This window comes from Bosea sp. (in: a-proteobacteria) (assembly GCA_023910605.1).
Lineage (GTDB): Bacteria > Pseudomonadota > Alphaproteobacteria > Rhizobiales > Beijerinckiaceae > Allobosea.
In genome coordinates, this window is sequence record JAAVVV010000001.1 from 311,647 (window position 1) to 332,625 (window position 20,979).

The 20,979-nt window shown below is 63.0% G+C and carries 17 protein-coding genes and 1 riboswitch; of the genes, 15 read left to right on the forward strand and 2 right to left on the reverse strand.

The window, feature by feature from the left end; translation table 11 throughout:
- The first annotated feature begins 11 nt into the window (after positions 1-11).
- The 3 genes from virB11 to HEQ16_01660 all read left to right on the forward strand — a co-directional run bounded on the left by virB11 (position 12) and on the right by HEQ16_01660 (position 4,414).
- Complete coding sequence (gene virB11 / locus HEQ16_01650; protein ID MCO4052767.1) at positions 12-1,061, forward strand: P-type DNA transfer ATPase VirB11; 1,050 nt, start codon at positions 12-14, stop codon at positions 1,059-1,061.
- Positions 1,062-1,189: 128 nt separating this feature from the next.
- On the forward strand, positions 1,190-3,199 hold the full coding sequence (locus tag HEQ16_01655; GenBank protein ID MCO4052768.1) for a type IV secretory system conjugative DNA transfer family protein: 2,010 nt from the start codon (positions 1,190-1,192) through the stop codon (positions 3,197-3,199).
- 268 nt (positions 3,200-3,467) lie between these two features.
- A protein-coding gene (locus tag HEQ16_01660; protein MCO4052769.1) for an IS630 family transposase occupies positions 3,468-4,414 on the forward strand; the annotation gives its coding sequence in 2 pieces (ribosomal slippage) (positions 3,468-3,813 and positions 3,813-4,414; 948 coding nt in all).
- Positions 4,415-4,490: 76 nt separating this feature from the next.
- On the opposite strand, the gene HEQ16_01665 is transcribed toward HEQ16_01660, so the two are convergent.
- A complete protein-coding gene (locus HEQ16_01665; protein MCO4052770.1) occupies positions 4,491-5,648 on the reverse strand; it encodes a hypothetical protein in 1,158 nt (385 codons plus the stop codon).
- Between the two features lie 92 nt (positions 5,649-5,740).
- Positions 5,741-6,151 (reverse strand): transcriptional repressor, encoded by a 411-nt coding sequence (locus HEQ16_01670; GenBank protein MCO4052771.1) that lies wholly within the window; start codon positions 6,149-6,151, stop codon positions 5,741-5,743.
- Between the two features lie 108 nt (positions 6,152-6,259).
- On the opposite strand from HEQ16_01670, the gene HEQ16_01675 reads away from it, so the two are divergent.
- The 12 genes from HEQ16_01675 (at position 6,260) to HEQ16_01730 (ending at position 20,975) form a co-directional block, all read left to right on the forward strand.
- The gene (locus tag HEQ16_01675; protein MCO4052772.1) at positions 6,260-7,474 is read left to right on the forward strand and encodes a GTP-binding protein; all 1,215 of its coding nucleotides are present in this window, start codon (positions 6,260-6,262) and stop codon (positions 7,472-7,474) included.
- Positions 7,471-7,977, forward strand: coding sequence for a DUF1636 domain-containing protein (locus tag HEQ16_01680; GenBank protein MCO4052773.1), 507 nt, complete (start codon positions 7,471-7,473; stop codon positions 7,975-7,977). The genes HEQ16_01675 and HEQ16_01680 overlap by 4 nt, the downstream gene beginning before the upstream one ends.
- Positions 7,978-8,007: 30 nt before the next feature.
- A complete protein-coding gene (locus tag HEQ16_01685; GenBank protein MCO4052774.1) occupies positions 8,008-9,543 on the forward strand; it encodes an ABC transporter substrate-binding protein in 1,536 nt (511 codons plus the stop codon).
- A 147-nt stretch (positions 9,544-9,690) separates the two neighbouring features.
- Positions 9,691-10,545: a DMT family transporter gene (locus tag HEQ16_01690; protein MCO4052775.1), complete on the forward strand. Its 855-nt coding sequence runs from the start codon at positions 9,691-9,693 to the stop codon at positions 10,543-10,545.
- Positions 10,542-11,504: an ABC transporter permease gene (locus tag HEQ16_01695; protein ID MCO4052776.1), complete on the forward strand. Its 963-nt coding sequence runs from the start codon at positions 10,542-10,544 to the stop codon at positions 11,502-11,504. The genes HEQ16_01690 and HEQ16_01695 overlap by 4 nt, the downstream gene beginning before the upstream one ends.
- A 260-nt stretch (positions 11,505-11,764) precedes the next feature.
- Complete coding sequence (locus tag HEQ16_01700; GenBank protein MCO4052777.1) at positions 11,765-12,340, forward strand: ABC transporter permease; 576 nt, start codon at positions 11,765-11,767, stop codon at positions 12,338-12,340.
- 8 nt (positions 12,341-12,348) lie between these two features.
- A complete protein-coding gene (locus HEQ16_01705; GenBank protein MCO4052778.1) occupies positions 12,349-13,830 on the forward strand; it encodes an ABC transporter ATP-binding protein in 1,482 nt (493 codons plus the stop codon).
- A 195-nt stretch (positions 13,831-14,025) separates the two neighbouring features.
- Positions 14,026-14,227, forward strand: a riboswitch (cobalamin riboswitch).
- Positions 14,228-14,324: 97 nt separating this feature from the next.
- The gene (gene bluB / locus HEQ16_01710) at positions 14,325-15,005 is read left to right on the forward strand and encodes a 5,6-dimethylbenzimidazole synthase (protein ID MCO4052779.1); all 681 of its coding nucleotides are present in this window, start codon (positions 14,325-14,327) and stop codon (positions 15,003-15,005) included.
- Positions 15,006-15,013: 8 nt separating this feature from the next.
- Positions 15,014-15,406 carry a DUF1636 domain-containing protein gene (locus HEQ16_01715; GenBank protein MCO4052780.1) on the forward strand — a complete coding sequence of 131 codons (393 nt, stop codon included), beginning with the start codon at positions 15,014-15,016 and terminating at the stop codon, positions 15,404-15,406.
- A gap of 26 nt (positions 15,407-15,432) precedes the next feature.
- Positions 15,433-15,939, forward strand: a complete 507-nt coding sequence (gene cobU, locus HEQ16_01720; GenBank protein MCO4052781.1) for a bifunctional adenosylcobinamide kinase/adenosylcobinamide-phosphate guanylyltransferase — start codon at positions 15,433-15,435, stop codon at positions 15,937-15,939.
- 6 nt (positions 15,940-15,945) lie between these two features.
- Positions 15,946-19,650 (forward strand): cobaltochelatase subunit CobN, encoded by a 3,705-nt coding sequence (cobN, locus tag HEQ16_01725; protein MCO4052782.1) that lies wholly within the window; start codon positions 15,946-15,948, stop codon positions 19,648-19,650.
- Positions 19,650-20,975 carry a cobyrinate a,c-diamide synthase gene (locus tag HEQ16_01730; GenBank protein ID MCO4052783.1) on the forward strand — a complete coding sequence of 442 codons (1,326 nt, stop codon included), beginning with the start codon at positions 19,650-19,652 and terminating at the stop codon, positions 20,973-20,975. Before cobN ends, HEQ16_01730 begins: the two co-directional genes overlap by 1 nt.
- Positions 20,976-20,979 lie beyond the last annotated feature (4 nt).

The following is a 20,979-nucleotide window of genomic DNA, read 5'->3' on the forward strand; positions in this document are numbered from 1 at the left end:
GCACCGGGCAAATTTCCAGCCACAGCACCGGTTCGGTCTATCTCGACCGTGCGCTCGAGCCGCTCCGGCCCTGGCTCGCCGATCCGCGTGTCGTCGAGATCGTCGCCAACGGCCCGGGCATCGTCTTCGTCGAGGTCATGGGCGAACCGGCGATGCGACGCTTTAAAGTCCCGAAGCTCACATCCGCCGAAATCCGGCATCTATGCGAGCGCGTCGCCGGCGCGACCGACCAGGCCGTCAACGAGGAGCATCCCTTGCTGAGCGCCGCACTGCCAACCGGTGAGCGCTTCCAGGGCGTGCTGCCGCCCGCGACCACGGGAGGCGGTGGCTTCGCCATTCGCAAGCAGGTCATCCAGAAGCTGCATCTTGCCGACTATCTGGCGATGGGCGCCTTCGACCGCACCATTGTCGTTGTTGACGAGGATCTGTCGGAGACGGATCGGGAGCTCTGTGCCTTGCTGCACGCCCGCGACTTCGCCGCCTTCCTGAGCCTTGCCGTCAGAAGCCGCATCTCGATCCTGATCTCTGGCGGCACGTCGAGCGGCAAGACCACCTTCCTCAACACGTTGCTCTCCGAAGTGCCATCAGACGAGCGCATCCTGACCATCGAGGACACCCGCGAGCTGCAGCCGCCCCATGAGAACCACCTGGCTTTGATCGCCTCCAAAGGCGACCAGGGCCTCGCCCGCGTTACCATCGAGAGCTTGCTGCAGGCCTCGCTCCGCTTGCGGCCAGACCGCATCTTCCTCGGCGAAATCCGTGGGCCTGAAGCCTATTCCTTCCTGCGTGCCATCAACACCGGTCATCCTGGCTCGATCACCACCGTCCATGCCGATACCCCGTCAGGCGCGGTCGAGCAGCTCAGCCTGATGGTGATGCAGGCGGGGCTGGGCCTGATGAAAGCCGAGATCGCCAGCTACATCCGTTCGGTCATCCCGATCATCGTGCAGTTCCGGCGCATGACCGGCGGCGAGCGCGTCATGACCCATGTCGAGTTTTCGAAGATGCCGATCTGGCTCAAAGAGCAAGGCCTCGACGGCGACGCAAAGGGGCGCATCTGATGCGGCGCTGGTCGGCCAGGCTCGTGATCGCGCTCGTTGGGGCCGCGTTCCTCTTCCTCGCCTGGAGCCTGGTCTACGCCATCATCGTCGGCTGGCGCTTCAACCCTGCCCTGCCCTCGGAAGGCGCGGTGCGCTGGGCGCTGCTGCAGAGCCTGAATGCCGAGTATTCGGCTCAGGCGCTGCTGCGCAGCGCGGATCATTTCTACCGGCGGATGATGTTCCCCGCAACGCAGGCCGAGACGATCATCCGAGGCGGCATCGCACTTGGCCTCGTGTTGGCGGCTGGCGTTGGCCTTGCCATTGCAGCGCATGTCCTGCGCCCCCTCAAACCCTATGGCGAAGCGAGGTTCGGGTCGGTGCTTGATGCGGAGAAACGCAAGCTCACCACCCGGCGAGGACTGATCCTGGGGCGGCTCAGCGGCGCGACCATCACCTCGGACGAGCCCGGCCATGTCCTCGTGGTCGGGCCCACTCGTTCAGGCAAGGGCCAGAGTTTCATCGGGCCGAACGGGATCATGTGGCAAGGCTCGGCCGTCTTCTTCGATCCCAAGAAGGAGAACTTCGCCATCTTCGGCGCCTACCGTGCCGCATCGGGCGACAAGGTCTACCTGTTCAATCCCGGTGAACTGCGCTCGCACCGCTACAATCCGCTGGAATTCATCCGGCGCGACGCGACCATGCCGACCGATGCGCTGGTCGTCGCAGGGTTCATCGTGCCCGATACTCCTGGCGAAATCTGGGGGAAATCTGCCCGGCTCCTGCTCGCCGCCATGATCGGCTACGTGCTGACCTCGCCGCTCTGCGAAAACACCCGGCATCTGCGATCGGTCGCCAGGATGCTGGTCTCCGGCAAGGACATCTCGGCCTACCTCAAAAGCATCGTCCAGACGGAAAGCCAGCACCTGCCCTCCTGGGTCCTCGACGCCTTCAACCAGTACATCGCGCTTGAACCCGAAACCCGCAATTCGGCGGTGTTTAACCTCAACATCGCGCTCAACCCCTGGAACAACCAGCTGGTTGCCGCGGCCACCGAGACCAGCGACTTCGATATCCGGGAGCTGCGCCGCAAGCGGATGTCGATCTTCATTGGCTGCTCGGTCGCCCAGCTCGACGCCTTCCGGCCGCTCCTCAACATCCTGATCCAGCAGATCCACGATGTGCTGATGGTGGCGCCCCCCCAACGTGACGAGCCGCATCAGGTCCTCCTGATGATCGACGAATTCCGGCAGCTTGGCCGCATGGACGATCTTATCAGCAAACTCACCATCAACGCCGGCTATGGCTTCCGCGTAGTGATCGTGCTGCAGAACCTCTCGCAGCTCGATGAGGTCTACGGCAAGGCGGTCCGCGAGACGACGGTCTCGGCCTGCGCCACCCAGCTCTATATCCGCATCGACAACCTCGATACCTCTGAATACCTCTCGAAGATGCTCGGCGAAACCACGATCGAGCTGAAACGCGCCTCGCTCCGGCGCGGTGGCATGCTTGGGCAGAAGACCATCAACACCGACTACGACGCGGTGCCCCTGCGCACGCCGCAGCAGCTGCGCCAGATGGATCCGCGCAAGATCATCCTGCTCGTGTCAAGCGCACCGCCATTTGAGCTCGAGCGCGTAATCTACCACGATGATCGGCCCTACAGGCAGGCGCTGGAGGAGGTCAGGTTCCAGTCGGTGAGCGTGCCGGAGTTGGAACCGTACGCGGATGCAGGCGGGGGGTTGGCGACGGCTGCTGTGCCTGCATCGGTCGGGAATAATGTCTCGGCGACTCCGGGAGCAGCCATGGGAAGTTCGCAAGCGACAAAAGCCAGCGCCGAGCCATCTCTTGATGTCATTGAACGACAAGCCGACACACCAACTGTGCCGGTTACGAGGCAGTCCAAACCGGTCCGTGTTGGGCGTGTTGATTATCGCCAATTGGCCCATGACAGCCGAATTCCATCTACGCCAACCACCTCCGCAGGAAGCTTACCGATTGAGGTTGCCTTGACCGCTCAAATCGAAGCAGGTGCAGCCGCGTTCCGACAGGTCATGGAAGGGCTTCCCCATGGCGGCGAGCATGACGAGCTTATCGACCAGCTTCAGCAGATGACGATGCTTCATGCCGAATTCGGGGATGACGACAGAATCTTCGAATGAGCCCATCGTCGAGGTCAGTTGTTAAAATCGACGCCACCGGTAGCGCGACTATGCGTTGGTTCCATGTCAGGGAAGCAGACGCTTCCGCTCGAAAGCAACAAGTCTGGCTTGCGCCCCTTCACCAGTCATTGTTCACGAGTTGCTCGATTGCGGACATTGGTGGTCAGCGACCTGCTTAGAGCGGAACCCAACCTGAGTGAATCGGGAGGGATTCCCAAATCATGAGCGAAGTGATTCAGACATGCTTGCCGGGCGGAGGCCGGCAGGCATGTCGAGAGCGCTGTCGGTCGATCTTCGGGTTCGGGTTTTGGGGGCTGTCGCGTTGGGTGCAACGCATCGCGAGGCGGCCGAGCGGTTCGGCGTAAGCGCCGCAAGCGTCAGCCGGTGGCGCAAGCGAGAGCGCGACCAAGGCGATCCGCGCCCAGGGCGGCTTGGCGGCGACCGACGTTCGGACCGGATCGAGGCGCACCATAATGCGGTGATGGCCGCGCTTGGCCCTGGCAGGGACGCCACCATCGAGGAAGTTCGCGCGAGCCTGGCGGAACAGGGCCTCATCTTCGGCTTCGGCACGATCCAGCGCTTCTTCGCGCGCCACGCCATCACGCGCAAAAAAAGACCGCGCACGCCACCGAACAAGACCGTCCCGACGTCCTGATCCGGCGCGAACGGTGGTTCGAGGATCAGCTCGATCTCGATCCGGACCGGCTGGTCTTCATCGACGAGACATGGGCCTCGACCAACATGGCACGCCGCCATGGGCGTTGCCGGCGTGGCGAGCGGCTTCGGGTCGGTGTCCCGCATGGCCATTGGAAGACGACCACCTTTGTCGGCGTTCTGACGCTGCGCGGCTTCATCGCTCCCTGGGTGCTTGATGGGCCGATCAACCGCGACGCCTTCGAGACCTATGTGGCCAAGGTGCTGATCCCGGAACTGCGGCCCGGCGACATGGTCGTCATGGACAATCTGTCCAGCCACAAAGGGCCGCGCGTACGCCAGATGATCGAGGCGGCGGGGGCCGATCTGCGCTACCTCCCGCCCTACAGCCCCGACTTCAACCCCATCGAGAACGCCTTCACCAAGCTCAAGGCGCTGCTAAGAAAAGCCGCCGAGCGAACCATCGGAGGTCTGTGGGACGCCATCGGGCGCATCCTCAACCTCTTCCCGCCCGCAGAGTGCGCAAACTATTTCAGTGCCGCAGGCTATGATGCAACCTGATCGGATTCCGCTCTAGCGCTCACGATCGCTCGAATGCAGAGCCCTGCGTCGCACTTGTAACCGGAACCAATGCACCTCAATGATCCTCGCCACTCGCCCCGACCACGACGATATCGAACGGTGCGCCGGGGACATTGACCTTGTGTGTGACCGCCATTCTCGCGCTATCGATCACATGGATCTGACCCTTTGCGGGGTCGGAGACCACGACACGGTCGCCGCTGGCTGACAGACGTGGCCGTGGAACAGCAGAACCACCCTCCATAGAATAGGCGGTTGTAACGGCAAGGGAACCTTCGATCTTGCCCGTCAGCGCGTTGATCTTGTGAAGCTGGCCATCCTCCGTGACGACAAAGCCGAAATCTCCATTGACCCTGTCACGGGCAAAATGCATGCGGCGTGATGGCAACTTCACGAAGTTGAATTCCTTGGCGACCGGGTCGAGAATGATCATTCCGTCGGCGCCGAAATCGCCGAGGAAGGACTTGGTGGCATTGCCGCCAGCCATGTTGCGCACCATCCGCTCGGTGGGCAGCGTCGTTGTGTAGGCAACCTTCTCGAAGGTGCCGCCGGTGCGGGTCATGCGCAGCAGCAGGACACCATCGGCGCAGCCGAAGGCCGAGGTCGCACCAGACTTGGCTTCGCCGTGCATGCGCGGGCAATCGGGGGACCTCGCAACGGATTTGCCCACCCGGTCGAGCAAGTCGATGCCAATGGGCAGGGCCTTGTCATCGGTCGGATGCGGGATGCTGACAGCGGTAAACGTGCCGAGAGGTGCCGCAAGGCCATGATGAGGTGCTGCGGTCTTGATCAGGGCAGGCTTGCCCTTGCCGCCCAGCAAGGCCTCTTCCGCAAACATGCTGGCCTGCCCATCACCATCGAAGAAGGCGGCAACACGGCCATTGTCGATGTTGATGTGAGAAGGCCTGAGACCAAGAATGGACGCCGTGGTCATGCGCGGTGCCTTTGCGTCGACGTCCGCGTGGTCGCCATGGCTGGTCACGGTGACGCCGCTGTCGATCACGTCCACGCGGCCCTGTGCCCCCTGGGTTGCATAGATGAGGCGCCCGGTTTCGTTGGCCTTGAGGCGAGCGGGGCCTTCAACCCCAAAATTGGCAATAATCTTCCCGGTCAGGGCATCCACCACCGTGATCTTGCCACTGGAGTGATCAGCTACGACCGCCCGATACACCGCCTTTTCTGCGGCGGTTGCACCAGTGACGAGAGCGAGCATGAGAGCGGCAGAAACTAGAGTTCGCATGGGAGATCCTGTTGTTGTGAACGGGGGTCTGAAACGTGAAAAACAAGAGCGCTGATCCGGATTGCTCAACCTGGTCGATCGCGGCAGTTGCCGCATTCGCCGAGCACCTCCAGCGATGTCCGAAGTGGAGTGAACCCGAAAGCCTGTGCTGTTGGCTTCAAGGCCGGCGCGATGAATTCGGCATCGGCTTCCTCGACTTTGCCGCAGCAAGCGCAGACCAGCAGGGCCACGGGCTCGTCAGGTTGATGAACATGCTGCGCGGCGATGAAGGCGTTCCTGCTTTCGACGCGCAGGACGAGGCCAGCATCCTTGAGCGCACCTAGCACCCGGTAGACTTGCGTTGGTGCGATCCGGTCCCCACCGTCAGCGAGGCGATGCACGAGTTCATAGGCTCCCAAAGGCTGGGCAGATTCCCGCAGCAAGGCCAGCACCTGCTCGGCGCGCGCATTCAGCGTCTGCGGATCATGCCGTCCCATCGCAAACTCGTTTGAGGGTTGACTCGATGTGTAATGTTATAGTGTAACATGCAAACTGTTACAACATAACACCTCTCTTGGAAAGCCTGCCTGATGGATCGCGCCGATATGTTCATCGACCGCCGCCTGCCGGTCACTGTGCTCTCGGGCTTTCTGGGGGCTGGCAAGACGACGCTGCTCAACCATGTGCTGAACAACCGCGAAGGCAAGCGCGTCGCGGTCATCGTCAATGACATGAGCGAGGTCAACATCGACGCCGACCTCGTGCGCGAGAATGGCGGGCTGTCGCACACCGAGGAAAAACTCGTCGAGATGAGCAATGGCTGCATCTGCTGCACCTTGCGCGATGATTTGCTGGTCGAGGTGCGCCGCCTCGCTGCCGAAAAGAAGTTCGACTATCTGCTGATCGAGGGTACCGGTATTGCCGAACCCTTGCCGATCGCCGCCACTTTCTCGTTCCGCGATGAGGACGACGCCAGCCTCGATGACGTGGCACGGCTCGACACGATGGTGACGGTTGTCGATGCCGTGAACCTGCTGAGTGACTATGACAGCACGGACTTCCTCAAGGATCGCGGCGAAACGGCTGGCGAGCAGGATCACCGCACCATGGTCGATCTTCTGGTCGAGCAGATCGAGTTCGCGGATGTCGTTGTCATCAACAAGGTCAGCGATGTCACGCCCGAACAACTGGCGAAGGTGCGTGTCGTGGTGCGCGGCCTCAACGCCGACGCCCGCATTGTCGAGACTGACAACAGCCGCGTCGCGCTCGATGCCGTGCTGAACACGCGCCTGTTCAACGAGGAAAAGGCGCAGGAGCATCCGCTCTGGCACAAGGAATTGTTCGGCTTCCGCGACCATGTGCCCGAGACCGAGGAATATGGCATCCGCTCGTTCGTCTATCGCGCGCGCAGACCCTTTCACCCGGAAAAGCTGCACGCGATCTTGGGCAAGCGCCTTCCGGGCGTGATCCGCGCCAAAGGGCATTTCTGGTTGGCGACACGGCCCAACTGGGTTGGCGAACTCTCATTGGCGGGCCAAATCACGCGCACTGAAGGGCTGGGAAGCTGGTGGGCCGCCGTGCCCAAGGAGCGCTGGCCCAAATCACCGGAGTTCCAGTCGCTGATGCGCAAGCACTGGACACCGAGCTGGGGCGACCGCCGCCAGGAACTGGTGTTCATCGGCGGCACGGACATGGACGAAGCCGCCATCCGTGCCAGTCTTGATGAATGCCTCGTGGGTGCCGTCACGACGGGTATTTCGAAGTCACACCAAAACCTCGCCGATCCGTTCCCGCTCTGGGGCAAAGGACAAGCCGCGTGAGCGTTGGCCAACAATTGGTGGATGAAGCAATCGGTCTTAGCCGCGGCGTACTATCGGTCTGCTTCCGTTGCCGCCCAGAGGGTTGGAAGGGCGAAGATACGGAACGGCCGGGTGTAAGACTGGCGGAAGCCATCGAGGCGGAGGCGCAAAAGCGTGGCCTGGACCTCACCCTACTGCGCGATGTGCGCTGCATGAGCCAGTGCAAACGGCCCTGCGTGATCGCTTTCTCCGGGCAGGGCAAGTTCACCTATGTGTTCGGCGATCTCGATCCAGAATGCCATGCATCGGATATCCTTGATGCGTTTGAACTCTATGCCTCTCGCGCCGATGGTTTCATGGAGCGTTTCGAACGCCCTGAGGTGATGCGTGCGGGCGTTCTCGGACGCGTTCCGCCGTTGGGCGATGCAGCCCGTCTTGTGGAGCCGCGCCCGGCGGCTTTCGACAAAAACCCAAATACTCCCGTGCCTGCGCCTGACGCGGCGGGTTTTCGTCAAACAACCTGACCTCCTTATCCAACACAGAGAGAACCTGTCATGTCCTTGTCCTTCACCCGCCGTCTGCTGCTTGCTGCTAGCGTCAGTGCAATGATGTCCGCCATACCGGCGGCTGCATTCGCCGAGCCCGGTGTTCTTCGGGTGGCGGCACCGTGGGAATACACCTCGAACGAACCGTCTGACACTGGCTACATCATGGCCAGAATGCAGATCGCCGAGACGCTGGTGATGGTCGAGCCGGACGGCAAGCTGGTGGGCGGCGTTGCTGAAAGCTGGAGCGTGGCAGAAGACCGTCTGACGTGGCGCTTTCCCATCCGCAGCGGTCTCACCTTTCATGACGGCTCGCCTTTGACGGCAGAGGCTGCCGTCGCCAGCCTCAAACTCGCCCTCGCAGGCGAAAGCATGCAACAGATCCCCGTTGACGAGTTGAAGGCCGAGGGCAATGCGGTGGTGATCCGCACCAAGACGCCATTCAGCCATCTGCCGACTGTTCTGGTCGATTATGCCTCTGTGATCCTCGCGCCGGCATCTTACGGCGCTGACGGCAAGGTTGTGAGGGTGATCGGCAGCGGTCCGTTCAAGATCGCGAAGATCGACGGCAAGACGGTGTTGGAACTTGAGCGTTTCGACGGATATCGCGGCGGACCTGCCAACGTCGCGAAGGCGCGTTACACGGCTGTTCCCAATGGTGACACGCGCTCCAATGTGGCGATCGCGGGCGATGCCGACATCATTTTCACCACTGTGCCGAGCGCGACCCCGCGGATTGATGCTGGCGGCCAGATGAAGGTCACCAGCCTCACCATCCCGCGCATCAGGGTGCTTGCCTTCAATTCCGGCATCGCGCAATTCGAGGACGCGCGCGTGCGCCGCGCCATTTCCATGGCGATCGATCGGCAGGGCATCGCCTCCGCCGTGCTGCGTCATCCGGGCTCGGCCGCAACGCAACTTATCCCGCCCGTGCTGACTGAGTGGCACAATAAGGCGTTGCCGGCTTACAGCCGCGATGTAACCGGCGCGCGCGCTCTGCTGGATCAAGCCGGTTGGGTGCCGGGCGCAGACGGCGTTCGTGCTCGCAATGGCGTGAGGCTATCGGCCACGATGATGACGATCGCGAACCGACCGGAACTGACCGTCATCGGCCAGGCGATGCAGGCTCAATTAAAGGACATCGGCGTTGAGATCAGCGTCGATCCGGTGCCCTCCGCCAACATCCCGGCGGCGATCCGGGACGGCACCATGCAGATGAGCATGTTTGCCCGGACCTACGTCAATGTACCGGAGGTTATCGCCACCATCATTCCCGATTTCACCCGCGAGCGTTCGACCTGGGGCACGCTGAACTGGACTGGACGCGACAAGGTGAAGGCGCTGGCGGATGAGTATGTCGCCAGTTTCGATCCCTCCCGCAAACAGACCATCCGTGACGCCATCACCCGTCTCATCCATGACGAAACGCCCGTGACGGCGGTTGCGTGGTTCGAGCACACAGTTGCAGTGTCAGGCCGCGTTCAGGGGTTGGTGATCGACCCTTATGAGACTCGCTACATGCTGCACAGCGTGACACTGAAGTGAGTGGCGACCTTTCGTCATGATCGATGGGGATCGAAAGTCATCAGCGACGTGCGTGTAGCAACCAAATCAGCGACCCAAGCCGCCACTCCCCGTCATGACCTGGCTGGCATCTGGCTACGCATCATCGCAACACTTCTGTTCGCACTGATGTCGCTCAGCGTGCGGTTGGCCTCGGTCGAGGCTCCAACGGGGCAGATAGTGTTCTGGCGCAGCGCCGTCGCGCTGGTGCCGATCATGTTCTACCTCGCCTGGCGCGGTCAGTTGCCAAACGGTCTGCGCACCAACCGCCCGATGGGTCACTTAACGCGCAGCCTACTCGGCGGCGCTGCGATGTTCTTCTCGTTTGTTTCGCTGGCGCACCTGCCGCTGGTGCTGGCCACGGCTTTAGGATTCCTCGCACCTTTGCTAGTCGTTCCGGTCGCCATGGTGTTCCTGAAGGAACGCCCCGGCCCCGTCGTGATCCTTGCGAGCCTTGCCGGGTTCGCGGGCGTGATCATCATGCTGTTTCCAGCCCTGCAAATGTCTTCGTCAGGAGGCTCGTTGTTGGACAGGTCCACCGTGATCGGCGTTGCGGCAGGCGTCGCCATGGCCGTGGTTACCGCGGCAGCCAAGGTCCAGATCAAGGCCCTGACTGCCACCGAGGCACCCGGTGCCATCGCCTTTTATTTCGCGGTCGTCTGCAGCCTCATGGGTCTTCTCACCCTGCCCTTGGGCTGGGCCTCACCAACCGGCACGGCGATGCTGGCGTTGGTGGCGTCTGGTGTGTTTGGCGGCTTGGCCCACATTGCCATGACAGAGGCCTTGGCCCGCGCGCCGGCTTCGACCCTCGCACCTTTCGAATATACGGCTCTGATCTGGGCCCTCGTGTTTGATGTGCTCATCTTCGCGCTGCTGCCGACATCGCTTGGTTTCCTGGGGGCCGGGCTGATCGTTCTGGCAGCCATGGCCGTGGCCTTTGCGTATCGGTTGCCGGTCGCGCGTACCGAAGCAGTAAAAGCATGATGCCGCGCTCACCATTCGCCCGCATCATTTTGGCCCGCCTGACACAGGCGCTGGCGACGGCTTTCGTGCTGGCGACATTGTGCTTTGCGTTCGTGCATGCGCTGCCGGGAGACGCGACGCTACGCATCGCGGCGGCGCGAGTGGGGGAAGACCGGTTGACGGAAGAGGTGACCGAGCGTATCCGCCGTGAAGAAGGTCTCGACCGGCCCGTATTGGCTCAATACGTGCACTGGATGGCTCGATTGGCCCAGGGCGATCTCGGCAAATCGCTGGTGACCCGCAAGCCCGTTCTTAGCGAACTCACCTATCACGCGCGCTTCACGCTCGGTCTCGGCCTCGCCGGGTGGGCATTATCTTATCTCATCGCCTTGCCGCTCGGGTTGGCTGCGGGAACACGACCGGGCGGGGTGATCGATCGCACCACGCAGGGTCTAGCCGTGTTGCTGGCCTCGACGCCAACCTTCTTGATCGGCATCCTGCTGATCTCGCTATTTGCGCTGTCACTGCGCTGGTTGCCGCCGGCTGGTTATCGCACGGGATGGCACATGCTGTTGCCTGCGCTGACGCTCGCGCTCGGGCTGGCGGCCTACTCCGTGCGCGTCATTCGCAACGCCGTGGTCGATGTGCGCTCCAGCTTTTTCATGACCTTTGCCGAGATCCGCGGGCTGACGCCCGGTTCAGCTTTCCGCCGCCATGGCGTGCGCAATGCGGCGATCCCGGTCGTTACCTTCATGGCGCTGCAGATGGGCTATGTAATCGACGGCTTCGTGTTGATCGAAACGCTATTCAACTATCCCGGTCTCGGTGACCTGCTGGTCAAATCTCTGCTGGCCCGCGATGTCCCGATGATCATGGGGGCGGGCATCCTCATAGGGCTCATGTTCACCTTCGCCAATCTGCTGGCCGATCTTGCATGTCTGTGGCTCGATCCGCGTCAGCGGTTGAGGGCGGCACTATGAGTACGGTCACGAGCCTCGATACGCTGCGACCGCCCGTGCTGACGGGCCTCGGCATCGGGCTGGCCTTGCTCGGTGGTCTGGCGCTGCTATGCATGATCGGCCCCTCACTCCCGCTGCCTGATCCTATTGCACAGGATTTGCTGAAGACGCTTGCCGGACCGTCCCTTGCGCATCCATTCGGGACGGATCATCTGGGCCGGGACGTTCTCGCTCGTGTCGTGCATGGTGCGCCGCGCTCGCTCGGGATTGCCGTGATCTGCGTGGCGCTGGCGACGACGGTCGGTCTGGCACTCGGGCTGGTCGCTGCCGCAAGTGGTCGCTTCACCGACGGCTTGATCATGCGGTTTGCGGATCTCGTCCTCGCTTTTCCCGGCCTTTTGCTGGCGCTGCTGCTGGCAGGATTGCTCGGTGGCGGTATCATCCCGATGATGATCGGCATCAAGCTCACGCTCTGGCCACAGTTCGCGCGCATGGCGCGCGCAACGGCGCGCGCCACCTTGCAGGAGGGCCATGTCGAAGCTGCGCGGCTGGCAGGCCTGTCGCAGCTGCACATCCTGCGCCATCATCTGCTGCCGCCCGTGTTGCGACAGACGATCTCATTGGCGACGTTGGGGGTTGGTGCAGCGATCCTGTCCATCTCGTCGCTGGGCTTCCTGGGCCTCGGCCTGCAACCGCCAACGCCGGAATGGGGCGCGATGATCAGCGAGTTACTGCCTTACGTCGCCGATGCGCCGTTTCAGATGGCAGCGCCGTGCCTGATGATCGTGATCAGCGTGCTGGCCTTCACGCTTGTCGGCGAAGGCGTGGCGGCGCGCCTGGCCGGAGCATCGTCATGAGCCGCCCGATGCTGGAATTGCGTGGGCTGAGCGTGCGAACGGCTCATGGATTGACGTTGGTCGACCAGGTGTCGCTGTGTGTTCCCAAGGGCGGAAGCACGTGCATCATCGGCGAGACCGGCAGCGGCAAGAGCCTCGTGGCGCAAGCTGTCATGGGTCTTCTACCGCATGGACTGAGCGGCGATGGTACCATCACATTGGCTGGACGCCTCGCGCGTGCAGACGATGTGCTGGCGTTGCGCGGTCTGTGGCATTCCTCCGTCAGCCTGATCCCGCAGGAGCCTGGCAGCGCGCTTGATCCGCTGATCCGGGTTGCGAACCAACTCGGGCGGCAACCGGCACATGCCTTGGCTGCGCTGGCGGAGGTTGATCTGCCGGCGGATACCGCGCGGCTCTATCCCTTCCAGTTGTCGGGCGGCATGGCCCAACGCGTTCTGGTGGCAAACGCCAGATTGACCGATGCGTCTCTCATCATCGCGGACGAGCCAACCAAGGGCCTCGATCCGCCTCGCGTCAAACAGGTCATCGCATTGCTGCGCGCTTTGCGAGACGCTGGCAAAACCCTGCTGGTCATCACCCATGATCTTGCCGTGGCGCGCGGCCTGGCAGATGGCGGCCACGTCGCTGTGATGAAAGATGCAGCCATCGTCGAGAGCGGGCCGCCCGAGGTTGTGCTTCGTGAACCGCGGCACGCCTACACACGCGCCTGGCTGGCTGCCGATCCTGCAAACTGGCCCGCCTGCGAGACCTGCCTCCATGCCGATGATCTGGTGCTCGCAGCCCACGATCTCACGTTTGGGTATCGGCCTGGTGCGCCTTTGTTCGAGGGGCTTCACATCCACGTTCGGCGTGGCGAGGTGCTAGCGGTCACCGGCCCCAGCGGCAAGGGCAAGAGCACACTCGGCAATGTGCTGCTGGGACTGCAAAAACCCACACGGGGCGAGGTTTCATGGGCGGGCTGCGATCCGTATCTCGATTTAACCGGCGGACGCCGATTGCGCCGACGCTACCAGAAATTGCACCAGGACCCGACCACTGTGTTTACTCCGTATCGGACGCTCGGCGATCAACTGGATGACGTGGGACCGGGAAGTTTGCAGAAACCGCATCGGGCGAATCTGCAGCCGCTTCTGGAGCGCCTGAAACTGAGGCCAGCCCTCTTGCATCGCCGCATCGGCGAAGTGTCCGGCGGCGAAGCACAGCGACTGGCGCTTGCGCGGCTATTGTTGATGAATCCAAGCCTGATTGTCGCAGATGAGCCAACCTCACGGCTGGACCCGATCGTCCAGCGGGAGGCCATGCTGCTGCTGCGCGATCTTGTGATGGAACGTGGGTTGGCGCTGATCCTGATCAGTCACCACGCCGATCTTGTCAAAGCTGTCTCGGACACTGTTCTCGATATGGCTACTGACAGCCACGAGTGCGTGAGTTTGGCAAGCAAGCGGGAATGCGCAAAGCGAGCACACAGACCGCCGGTTCAGCAAAGATAGCTGAAGAGATCCCTCTCACATCGATTGAATGCAGAGTGGTGGTGAGCGCACAAGGCCGAGAACTGCTACGCCTGCTGCCAGTCTGATGCAGGCCCCCTGTCGTTCCTGATAAAGCCGCCTGAAAGCGACGTGTTCGGGCCGATTTTTGCGCAAGGTGCTCGGTTGCTTTGGACTTGCTCGCGCGGAGGCTACATGCGACGCAGTAATGCGCACAGTGCCTCCGTGAGGAGGTTAATCGGGAATGTCGTGCGGGCTCCGGCCCAATGCGAGAGCTGCCCCCGCAACTGTAGGCGGTGAGTTTCATCCGGGACCAAGCCACTGGCCTTGCGGCTGGGAAGGCAACGGTTGAAGCGTCGACCCGCAAGCCAGGAGACCGGCTGTGCGCTGTGTTGCTGATGGGTGCCAAACCGGCGGGGTGCACGGTAGGCGCGGACTTGTGCGAGGCGGAAGACCGCGCCTCGACCATCAGGACTGGTCGTTCGACTGGTTGCGTCATGATTGCGGTGCCCAATGCGGCCTGCGGGGAAACTGCGCAGACTCCGGCCTTCGGTTCGGATGCGTCCTTCCAAGCTCAACTCCATAACCTGTTCGTGTGGCGCCGGGACGAGCGGCACTTTTGCACCGATGCGCTGCCCGATGGCGTGGTTGACGGGCTGATCGCTGCGGCATGCCTCGCGCCATCTGTTGGCAATGCCCAACCCTGGCGGTTTGTCGACGTGCGGTGTTCGGCGCGCCGGGTTGGCATCATCACCAATTTCGAACACGCAAACACCGCGGCCGGCAGTCTCTATGAGGGTGCGCAGGCAGACGCGTATGCCGCGCTGAAACTTGCCGGCCTGCGCGAGGCTCCCGTCCACCTGGCCATTTTCTGTGACGAGAGCACCGCGATGGGCCATGGGCTAGGACGTCAAACCATGCCTGAAATGTTGCGATACTCGGTTGTCTGCGCCGTCCATACGTTGTGGTTAACCGCTCAGGCGCAGGGTCTGGGCGTCGGCTGGGTTTCGATCCTCGATCCGGAAGCGGTTCGCAACACGCTCGATGTGCCTGAGCACTGGGCACTGGTGGCTTATCTGTGCATCGGCTGGCCGCGCAAGCCGCATGCGGTTCCAGAACTGGAGCGCCGGGGCTGGCAGTCACGTCTGCCCACCGCAACCTTCCTGCACACACGTTAAGGTCACACATGACGCGTTCACCCATCATCATCACTGTCTGCACGTCCTGCCGAGCGGCGGGTATCGAGCGCGCGGATGCTCCGGGCAAAAGTCTGCTGGCAGCAGTCGAGGCTGCGGCTGAGGGCCATCCGGAGGTTGTCGTGCGGCCAAGCCAGTGCCTCAGCGTCTGCAAGCGCATCTGCACGGTCGCGCTATCTGGCGAGGGCAAATACACGTTCCTGTTTGGTGATCTCGACCCGGCAACAGCCGCTGAGGCCGTAGTTGAGATGGCGCGGGCCTGCGCAGCAGCGGACCATGGCTTCGTGCCGTGGAAGGAGCGGCCCGAGGCTTTGCGCAAGGGCGTCATCGCACGCGTGCCGCCACCCGGTTGGTCGCCCGAGGACGGGAGTGCTCCGGCATGACAGTCCAGCCGTTAGCGACATCCTGCATGCTGGTTCTCGGCGGTGCCCGATCTGGCAAATCGGCCCATGCCGAGAGGCTGGCACGCGAAACCGGGCTTTCGCGCGTCTACATCGCGACGGCGCAAGCTTTCGACGATGAGATGCGCGTGCGGATTGCCCGCCACAAGGCAGACCGTGCGGCGGATGGCTGGCTGACGATCGAGGAGCCGATTGGGTTGGCGGCTGCCATCGCGCGCCACACCAGCCCGGACGCTGTGGTGCTGGTGGATTGCCTGACGCTGTGGCTGAGCAACATCATGCTCGGCGAGCGCGACGTGGCGCGCATGCAGGCCGCGCTGCTCAGCGTGCTGGATAGTGCGCGCGGACCCGTCATCCTTGTCTCGAATGAAGTCGGCCTTGGCATCGTGCCGGAAACAAAGCTCGGCCGCGATTTTCGCGATGCGCAAGGGCGGCTGAACCAGGCGGTCGCGGCGATCGCCTCGCATGTCGTGTTTGTGGCGGCTGGCCTGCCGCTTATGCTGAAAAAGCCGTGATGCGATATGCATGTGCGGCTGTTCCAGAGAGGCAAGATCGAAGTTGGCGCTGCTGGCCGTGAAGAGCATCAGCCCAGCGCCGACATTGTCTTCATCAGCGCGCATGACAGTGAATTGCGCCTTCTGGCGGAGGCACACCAGTCACTTGGCATGGGTCCGGTCGCACAGCTCCCGTCTTTGACACTGACCAACTACCTCACCTTGTCGACCCAGATCGCCATCGATGCCTTTGTCGATGAGACGCTGCGTGCCGCGAAGCTGGTTGTGCTACGCCAGATCGGTGGAGAAGGTTATTGGCCCGAGGGCATTGAGGCTTTGCGCGAATGGGCACACGCGGAGCCGCGCCGCTTGCTGGCGCTCATTCCCGGCGGCACGATCTGGGATCAGGTCTATGCTCGGCGCGGCATACTGGAACTTACGCAGGCTCAAACGCTTTGGCGCTACTTCAGCGAGGGCGGGTCAGCCAATTGCGAGAATGCGCTGCTGTTCCTCGCAGGGCTGATCGGCGCATCAGCGACCGCAGGGCCGCCAGCGCCGATGCCGCTGGCGGGCTTCGTCACAAGCGAGGATGCTGAACCAGCAGATGCGATGCTGATCCTCTATCGGGCACTCGCCCAGGCGGGTGATCTGGAACCCGCTGCGGCTCTGTGTGAGCAGCTGGACCGCCATGGCCTTAGTCTCAGTGTCGTCCATGTCACAAGCCTTAAAGATCCGGCAGCGCGCGGTATTGTCGCCTCGACGCTGGCCGTCGTGCAACCATCAGTGATCATCAGCGCCACGGCATTTGCTGCCGACACCGCCGCGCTGTTCGGGCCGATACCCGTTTTGCAGGTCGCGTTTGCTGGCCAGCCACGGCGCGATTGGGCGGCGTCTGCACGCGGCATGGGCCCGGGCGATCTGGCGATGCATGTGGTGATGCCGGAGTTGGATGGCCGCATCATCACGGCACCGGTCGCGTTCAAGACCAAGGTGGCCTGGAGTGCGGACGCCAACCACACGCCGACAGTTCTGCAATCGGAACCCGCACAGATGGCGGCGTTGGCCGAGCGCGCAGCTGCGCTCATCCGGCTTCAGCGCACGGCTCCCACCGAGAGGCGCGTGGCCATCATTCTCGCCAACTACCCCAACCGCGACGGGCGGTTGGCAAACGGCGTCGGCCTCGACACGCCTCAATCATGCGCTGATCTGGTGGCGGCGCTATGCCAACGCGGTTACGCCGTCGGCGATGCCCCACGCACGGCAACAGACCTCATGGCGCTGCTGACAGGCGGCGTCACCAATGCGCCGGGTAAGGCGGGGCCGGTTTCGATCACCTGGCCCATTGCAACCTACCAGCAGGCGCTCGCCACCCTTCCGATGGAAGTGCAGGAGCAGGTGCGCGTCCGCTGGGGCAAGCCGGAAACGGACCCGCATGCCTCTGATGGCACCATGCAACTCGCGCTGCATCGCTTCGACAACCTTGTGGTCGGCATTCAGCCCTCGCGTGGCTATGATGTCGATCCAGCCGCTACCTTCCATGATCCAGCGCTGGTTCCGCCGCACCGCTATGTCGCGACGTATCTTTGGCTCCGGCAGGCGTTTGGTGCCCATGCCGTCATTCATCTCGGCAAGCACGGAAACCTCGAATGGTTGCCTGGCAAGGCGGTTGGCCTGTCCACCGCCTGCTGGCCGGCAGCGCTGATCGGGCCTTTGCCGAACATTTATCCGTTCATCGTCAATGATCCGGGCGAAGGCGTGCAAGCCAAGCGGCGCACGTCGGCTGTGATCGTCGATCATCTGACGCCGCCGCTGACACGCGGTGAATTGCATGGTGATCTTGCCCGGCTTGAGACATTGGTCGATGAATATGCGCTTGCTGCCGATCTCGACCCCCGACGTGCGCGGCGTCTGGCCGACGAGATCGCCGCGTTTGCCGGGGTGCTCAGGCTCGATGAGGATGTCAGGCTGGACGCAGGCCTTCCCGTGGAAGAACGGGTGCGGCGGGTCGATGCGCACCTGTGTGATCTGAAGGAAATGCAAATCCGCGATGGGCTGCATGTGGTGGGAAGCTCACCTGTGGGGCGGTTGCGCACCGATCTCGCGGTGTCGATTGCACGTGTGCCAAGAGCTGGCACAGACCCTGCAGCCCACTCGTTGCATCGGGCCATCGCGGCTGACCTCGGGCTTGATGGCTTTGATCCGCTGGCTCGGGAGATGTCGACTCCTTGGGAAACTGCCAAACCTGAAGCGCTGGCTATCCTGTCGACCGACCCATGGCGGACGGCAGGCGACACGGTCGAGCGCATCGAGGTGCTGGCCCAGCAGCTGGTGAATGGCGATCAACCCTGCCTGCCAGAGTGGACGCAGATTGCCGCAGTGCTGCAATGGATCAAGCGCGACCTCATGCCAGCGATCGATGCCTGCGGCCCGGCAGAGACAGCGGCGATCCTGACCGCGCTCGATGGCCACCACGTCAGCCCAGGGCCCAGCGGCGCGCCGAGCCGTGGCAGGCCTGATGTGCTGCCGACCGGGCGCAACTTCTACGCCGTCGATCCGCGCGCCGTGCCGACAGCCACCGCCTTTGCCATCGGCAAGGCCAGCGCCGAAGCGCTTGTGAAGCGCCATTGGGATGACACGGGCACGTGGCTGCGCTCCGTTGCCTTCTCCGCCTGGGGTACGGCCAACATGCGCACTGGCGGCGATGATGTGGCGCAGGCGCTGGCGCTGATGGGTTGTCGGCCTGTCTGGGAGGCTGCATCAGGCCGGATGACCGGTTTCGAGATCCTGCCGCCGTCTGAACTGAGGCGTCCGCGTGTGGATGTGACCTTCCGCGTATCAGGCCTGTTCCGTGATGCGTTCCCTACCCAGCTCGACCTGATCGACAGCGCCGCGCGGGCGGTTGCGGCGCTTGACGAGGACGCACACCAGAACCCGATCGCGGCCGCAATGCGGAGTGAAACCGAGCGTCTGCGCGGCGACGGCCAAACCGACATCGATGCAGCCCGCATGGCTGGCGCGCGCGTGTTTGGCTCGATGCCCGGCAGCTATGGCGCGGGCCTTCAAGCCCCGATCGACAGCGGAGATTGGCAGGACAGATCGCAGCTGGCTGACATCTACCTGTCGTGGAGCAGCTTCGCCTATGGAGGCGGGCAGGATGGGCGATGCGACCGTGCCGCGCTCGAGCGCCGGCTCGCCAGCAGCGAAGCCGTGCTGCAAACGCAGGACAACCGCGAGCATGATGTGCTCGACTCCGATGATTACTACCAGTTCATGGGCGGCCTTTCCGCCGGCGTCGAGACACTCTCCGGCCGTGCCGTGCCGATCTATCATACCGACACCTCGCGCCCAGAAGACCCGAAGGTGAGGACACTTGCGGAGGAGATCGCCCGCATCGTGCGTGGCCGCGCCGCCAATCCCAAATGGATCGCGGGCGTGATGCGCCATGGCTACAAGGGCGCGTTCGAGATGGCAGCGACGCTCGACTATCTCTTCGCATTCGCCGCGACCACCGACGCCGTGAAAAGCCACCAGTTCGATCAGCTTTTCAATGCGTATTTTGGCGATCGTTCCGTGCAAGCCTTCATCGCCGAGCACAACCCGGGGGCGTTGCGCGAGATGGCGCAGCGCTTCGAAGAGGCCATCCGCCGCGATTTCTGGCAGCCACGCTCGAACAGCGCCGCTTCCCAGCTCACCAACCTGTCTGGCCATGCTGCCGGCGTGGAGTCAGCCTGATGAGCGATCAAGCCAGCCAGGGTCCCGGCCTGATCATCGCCGCGACGCATTCCAGCGCTGGCAAGACCAGCACGACCACGGGCCTGATCGCCGCCCTGCGCCGCCAGGGGCATGACGTGCAGCCGTTCAAGTGTGGTCCGGACTATATCGATCCAGGCTTTCTCAGTGCAGCAGCGGGGCGACCCTGCTTCAATCTTGACGGTTTTGCCATGAATTCCGCCGAATTGGCCGGGATCATCGCGCTGGCTGGAAGCCATGATCTGTCCATTGCCGAAGGGCTGATGGGCCTGTTTGACGCCGGCCCTGCCATGGGCAAAACCGGTGCAGGCTCGACCGCTGATGTCGCTGCAGCGACCGGCTGGCCGGTCATCCTTGTCATTGATGCGGCAAAGATGGCCCAGACGGCTGGTGCCATTGCCCTTGGCTGCGCAACATTCAGGCCGGACGTCCGAATTGCAGGCGTGATCCTCAACCGCGTAGCCAGCGATCGGCACCGGGCGCTCGCCGAGATTGGCCTTGCCCAGGCCGGCATTCCCCTGTTCGGCAGCCTGCCAGCGCGGAAGGACGGCCATCTGCCATCCCGCCACCTTGGTCTTGTCCAGTCGGACGAGATGCCCAACCTGTCGGCCATCATCGATGGCCTGGCGGACAGCATTATCAAGGACGTGGACCTCGATGCGCTTACGAGCGCAGCACGATACTCGATCCTTCCAAAACAAAAGCCATTGCAACTCACGCCGCCTGGCGGGCGGATCGCCCTCGCACGCGATGACGCGTTCTCCTTTGTCTACCCCCACATGATCGCCAGCTGGCGCGCTGCTGGCGCGACCATTCTGCCGTTCTCACCACTTGCGGACGAGGCCCCGGACAGCACCGCCGATATGGTTTGGCTGCCGGGCGGCTATCCTGAACTGCATGCGCCTCGTCTCGCGAGCGCCGGAAACTTCCATGGCGGGATGCGTGCCTTCGCGCGGACGAAGCCCATCCATGGCGAATGCGGTGGCTACATGACATTGGGTGCAGGCATCACGACCAGTGATGGCGCGCGCCATGCCATGCTGGGTTTGCTGGGGCTTGAAACCAGTTTCACACCGAAGCGCATGCGGCTTGGCTACCGCCGCGCCACCTTGCTGGCACCCATGCCTGGTCTTGCTGCAGGCACCAGGCTGACGGGCCATGAGTTCCACTATGCCGGCATTATACACCAGCCAGATGAACCACTTGCCGTGATCTGCGATGCAACCGGTGCCATCATGCCGGAAACCGGAAGCAGGCGAGGGCACGTCACCGGCTCATTCTTTCACCTGATCACCACAGACACCTGAGACC

Coding starts and splice junctions, on each gene's coding strand:
- HEQ16_01730 (MCO4052783.1), top strand. CDS start 19,650: ATGAGCGATCAAGCCAGCCAGGGTCCCGGCCTGATCATCGCCGCGACG.
- HEQ16_01665 (MCO4052770.1), bottom strand. CDS start 5,648: ATGCTCGCTCTCGTCACTGGTGCAACCGCCGCAGAAAAGGCGGTGTAT.
- HEQ16_01685 (MCO4052774.1), top strand. CDS start 8,008: ATGTCCTTGTCCTTCACCCGCCGTCTGCTGCTTGCTGCTAGCGTCAGT.
- cobU (MCO4052781.1), top strand. CDS start 15,433: ATGCTGGTTCTCGGCGGTGCCCGATCTGGCAAATCGGCCCATGCCGAG.
- cobN (MCO4052782.1), top strand. CDS start 15,946: ATGCATGTGCGGCTGTTCCAGAGAGGCAAGATCGAAGTTGGCGCTGCT.
- bluB (MCO4052779.1), top strand. CDS start 14,325: ATGATTGCGGTGCCCAATGCGGCCTGCGGGGAAACTGCGCAGACTCCG.
- HEQ16_01705 (MCO4052778.1), top strand. CDS start 12,349: ATGCTGGAATTGCGTGGGCTGAGCGTGCGAACGGCTCATGGATTGACG.
- HEQ16_01675 (MCO4052772.1), top strand. CDS start 6,260: ATGTTCATCGACCGCCGCCTGCCGGTCACTGTGCTCTCGGGCTTTCTG.
- HEQ16_01715 (MCO4052780.1), top strand. CDS start 15,014: ATGACGCGTTCACCCATCATCATCACTGTCTGCACGTCCTGCCGAGCG.
- HEQ16_01690 (MCO4052775.1), top strand. CDS start 9,691: ATGTCGCTCAGCGTGCGGTTGGCCTCGGTCGAGGCTCCAACGGGGCAG.
- HEQ16_01695 (MCO4052776.1), top strand. CDS start 10,542: ATGATGCCGCGCTCACCATTCGCCCGCATCATTTTGGCCCGCCTGACA.
- HEQ16_01670 (MCO4052771.1), bottom strand. CDS start 6,151: ATGGGACGGCATGATCCGCAGACGCTGAATGCGCGCGCCGAGCAGGTG.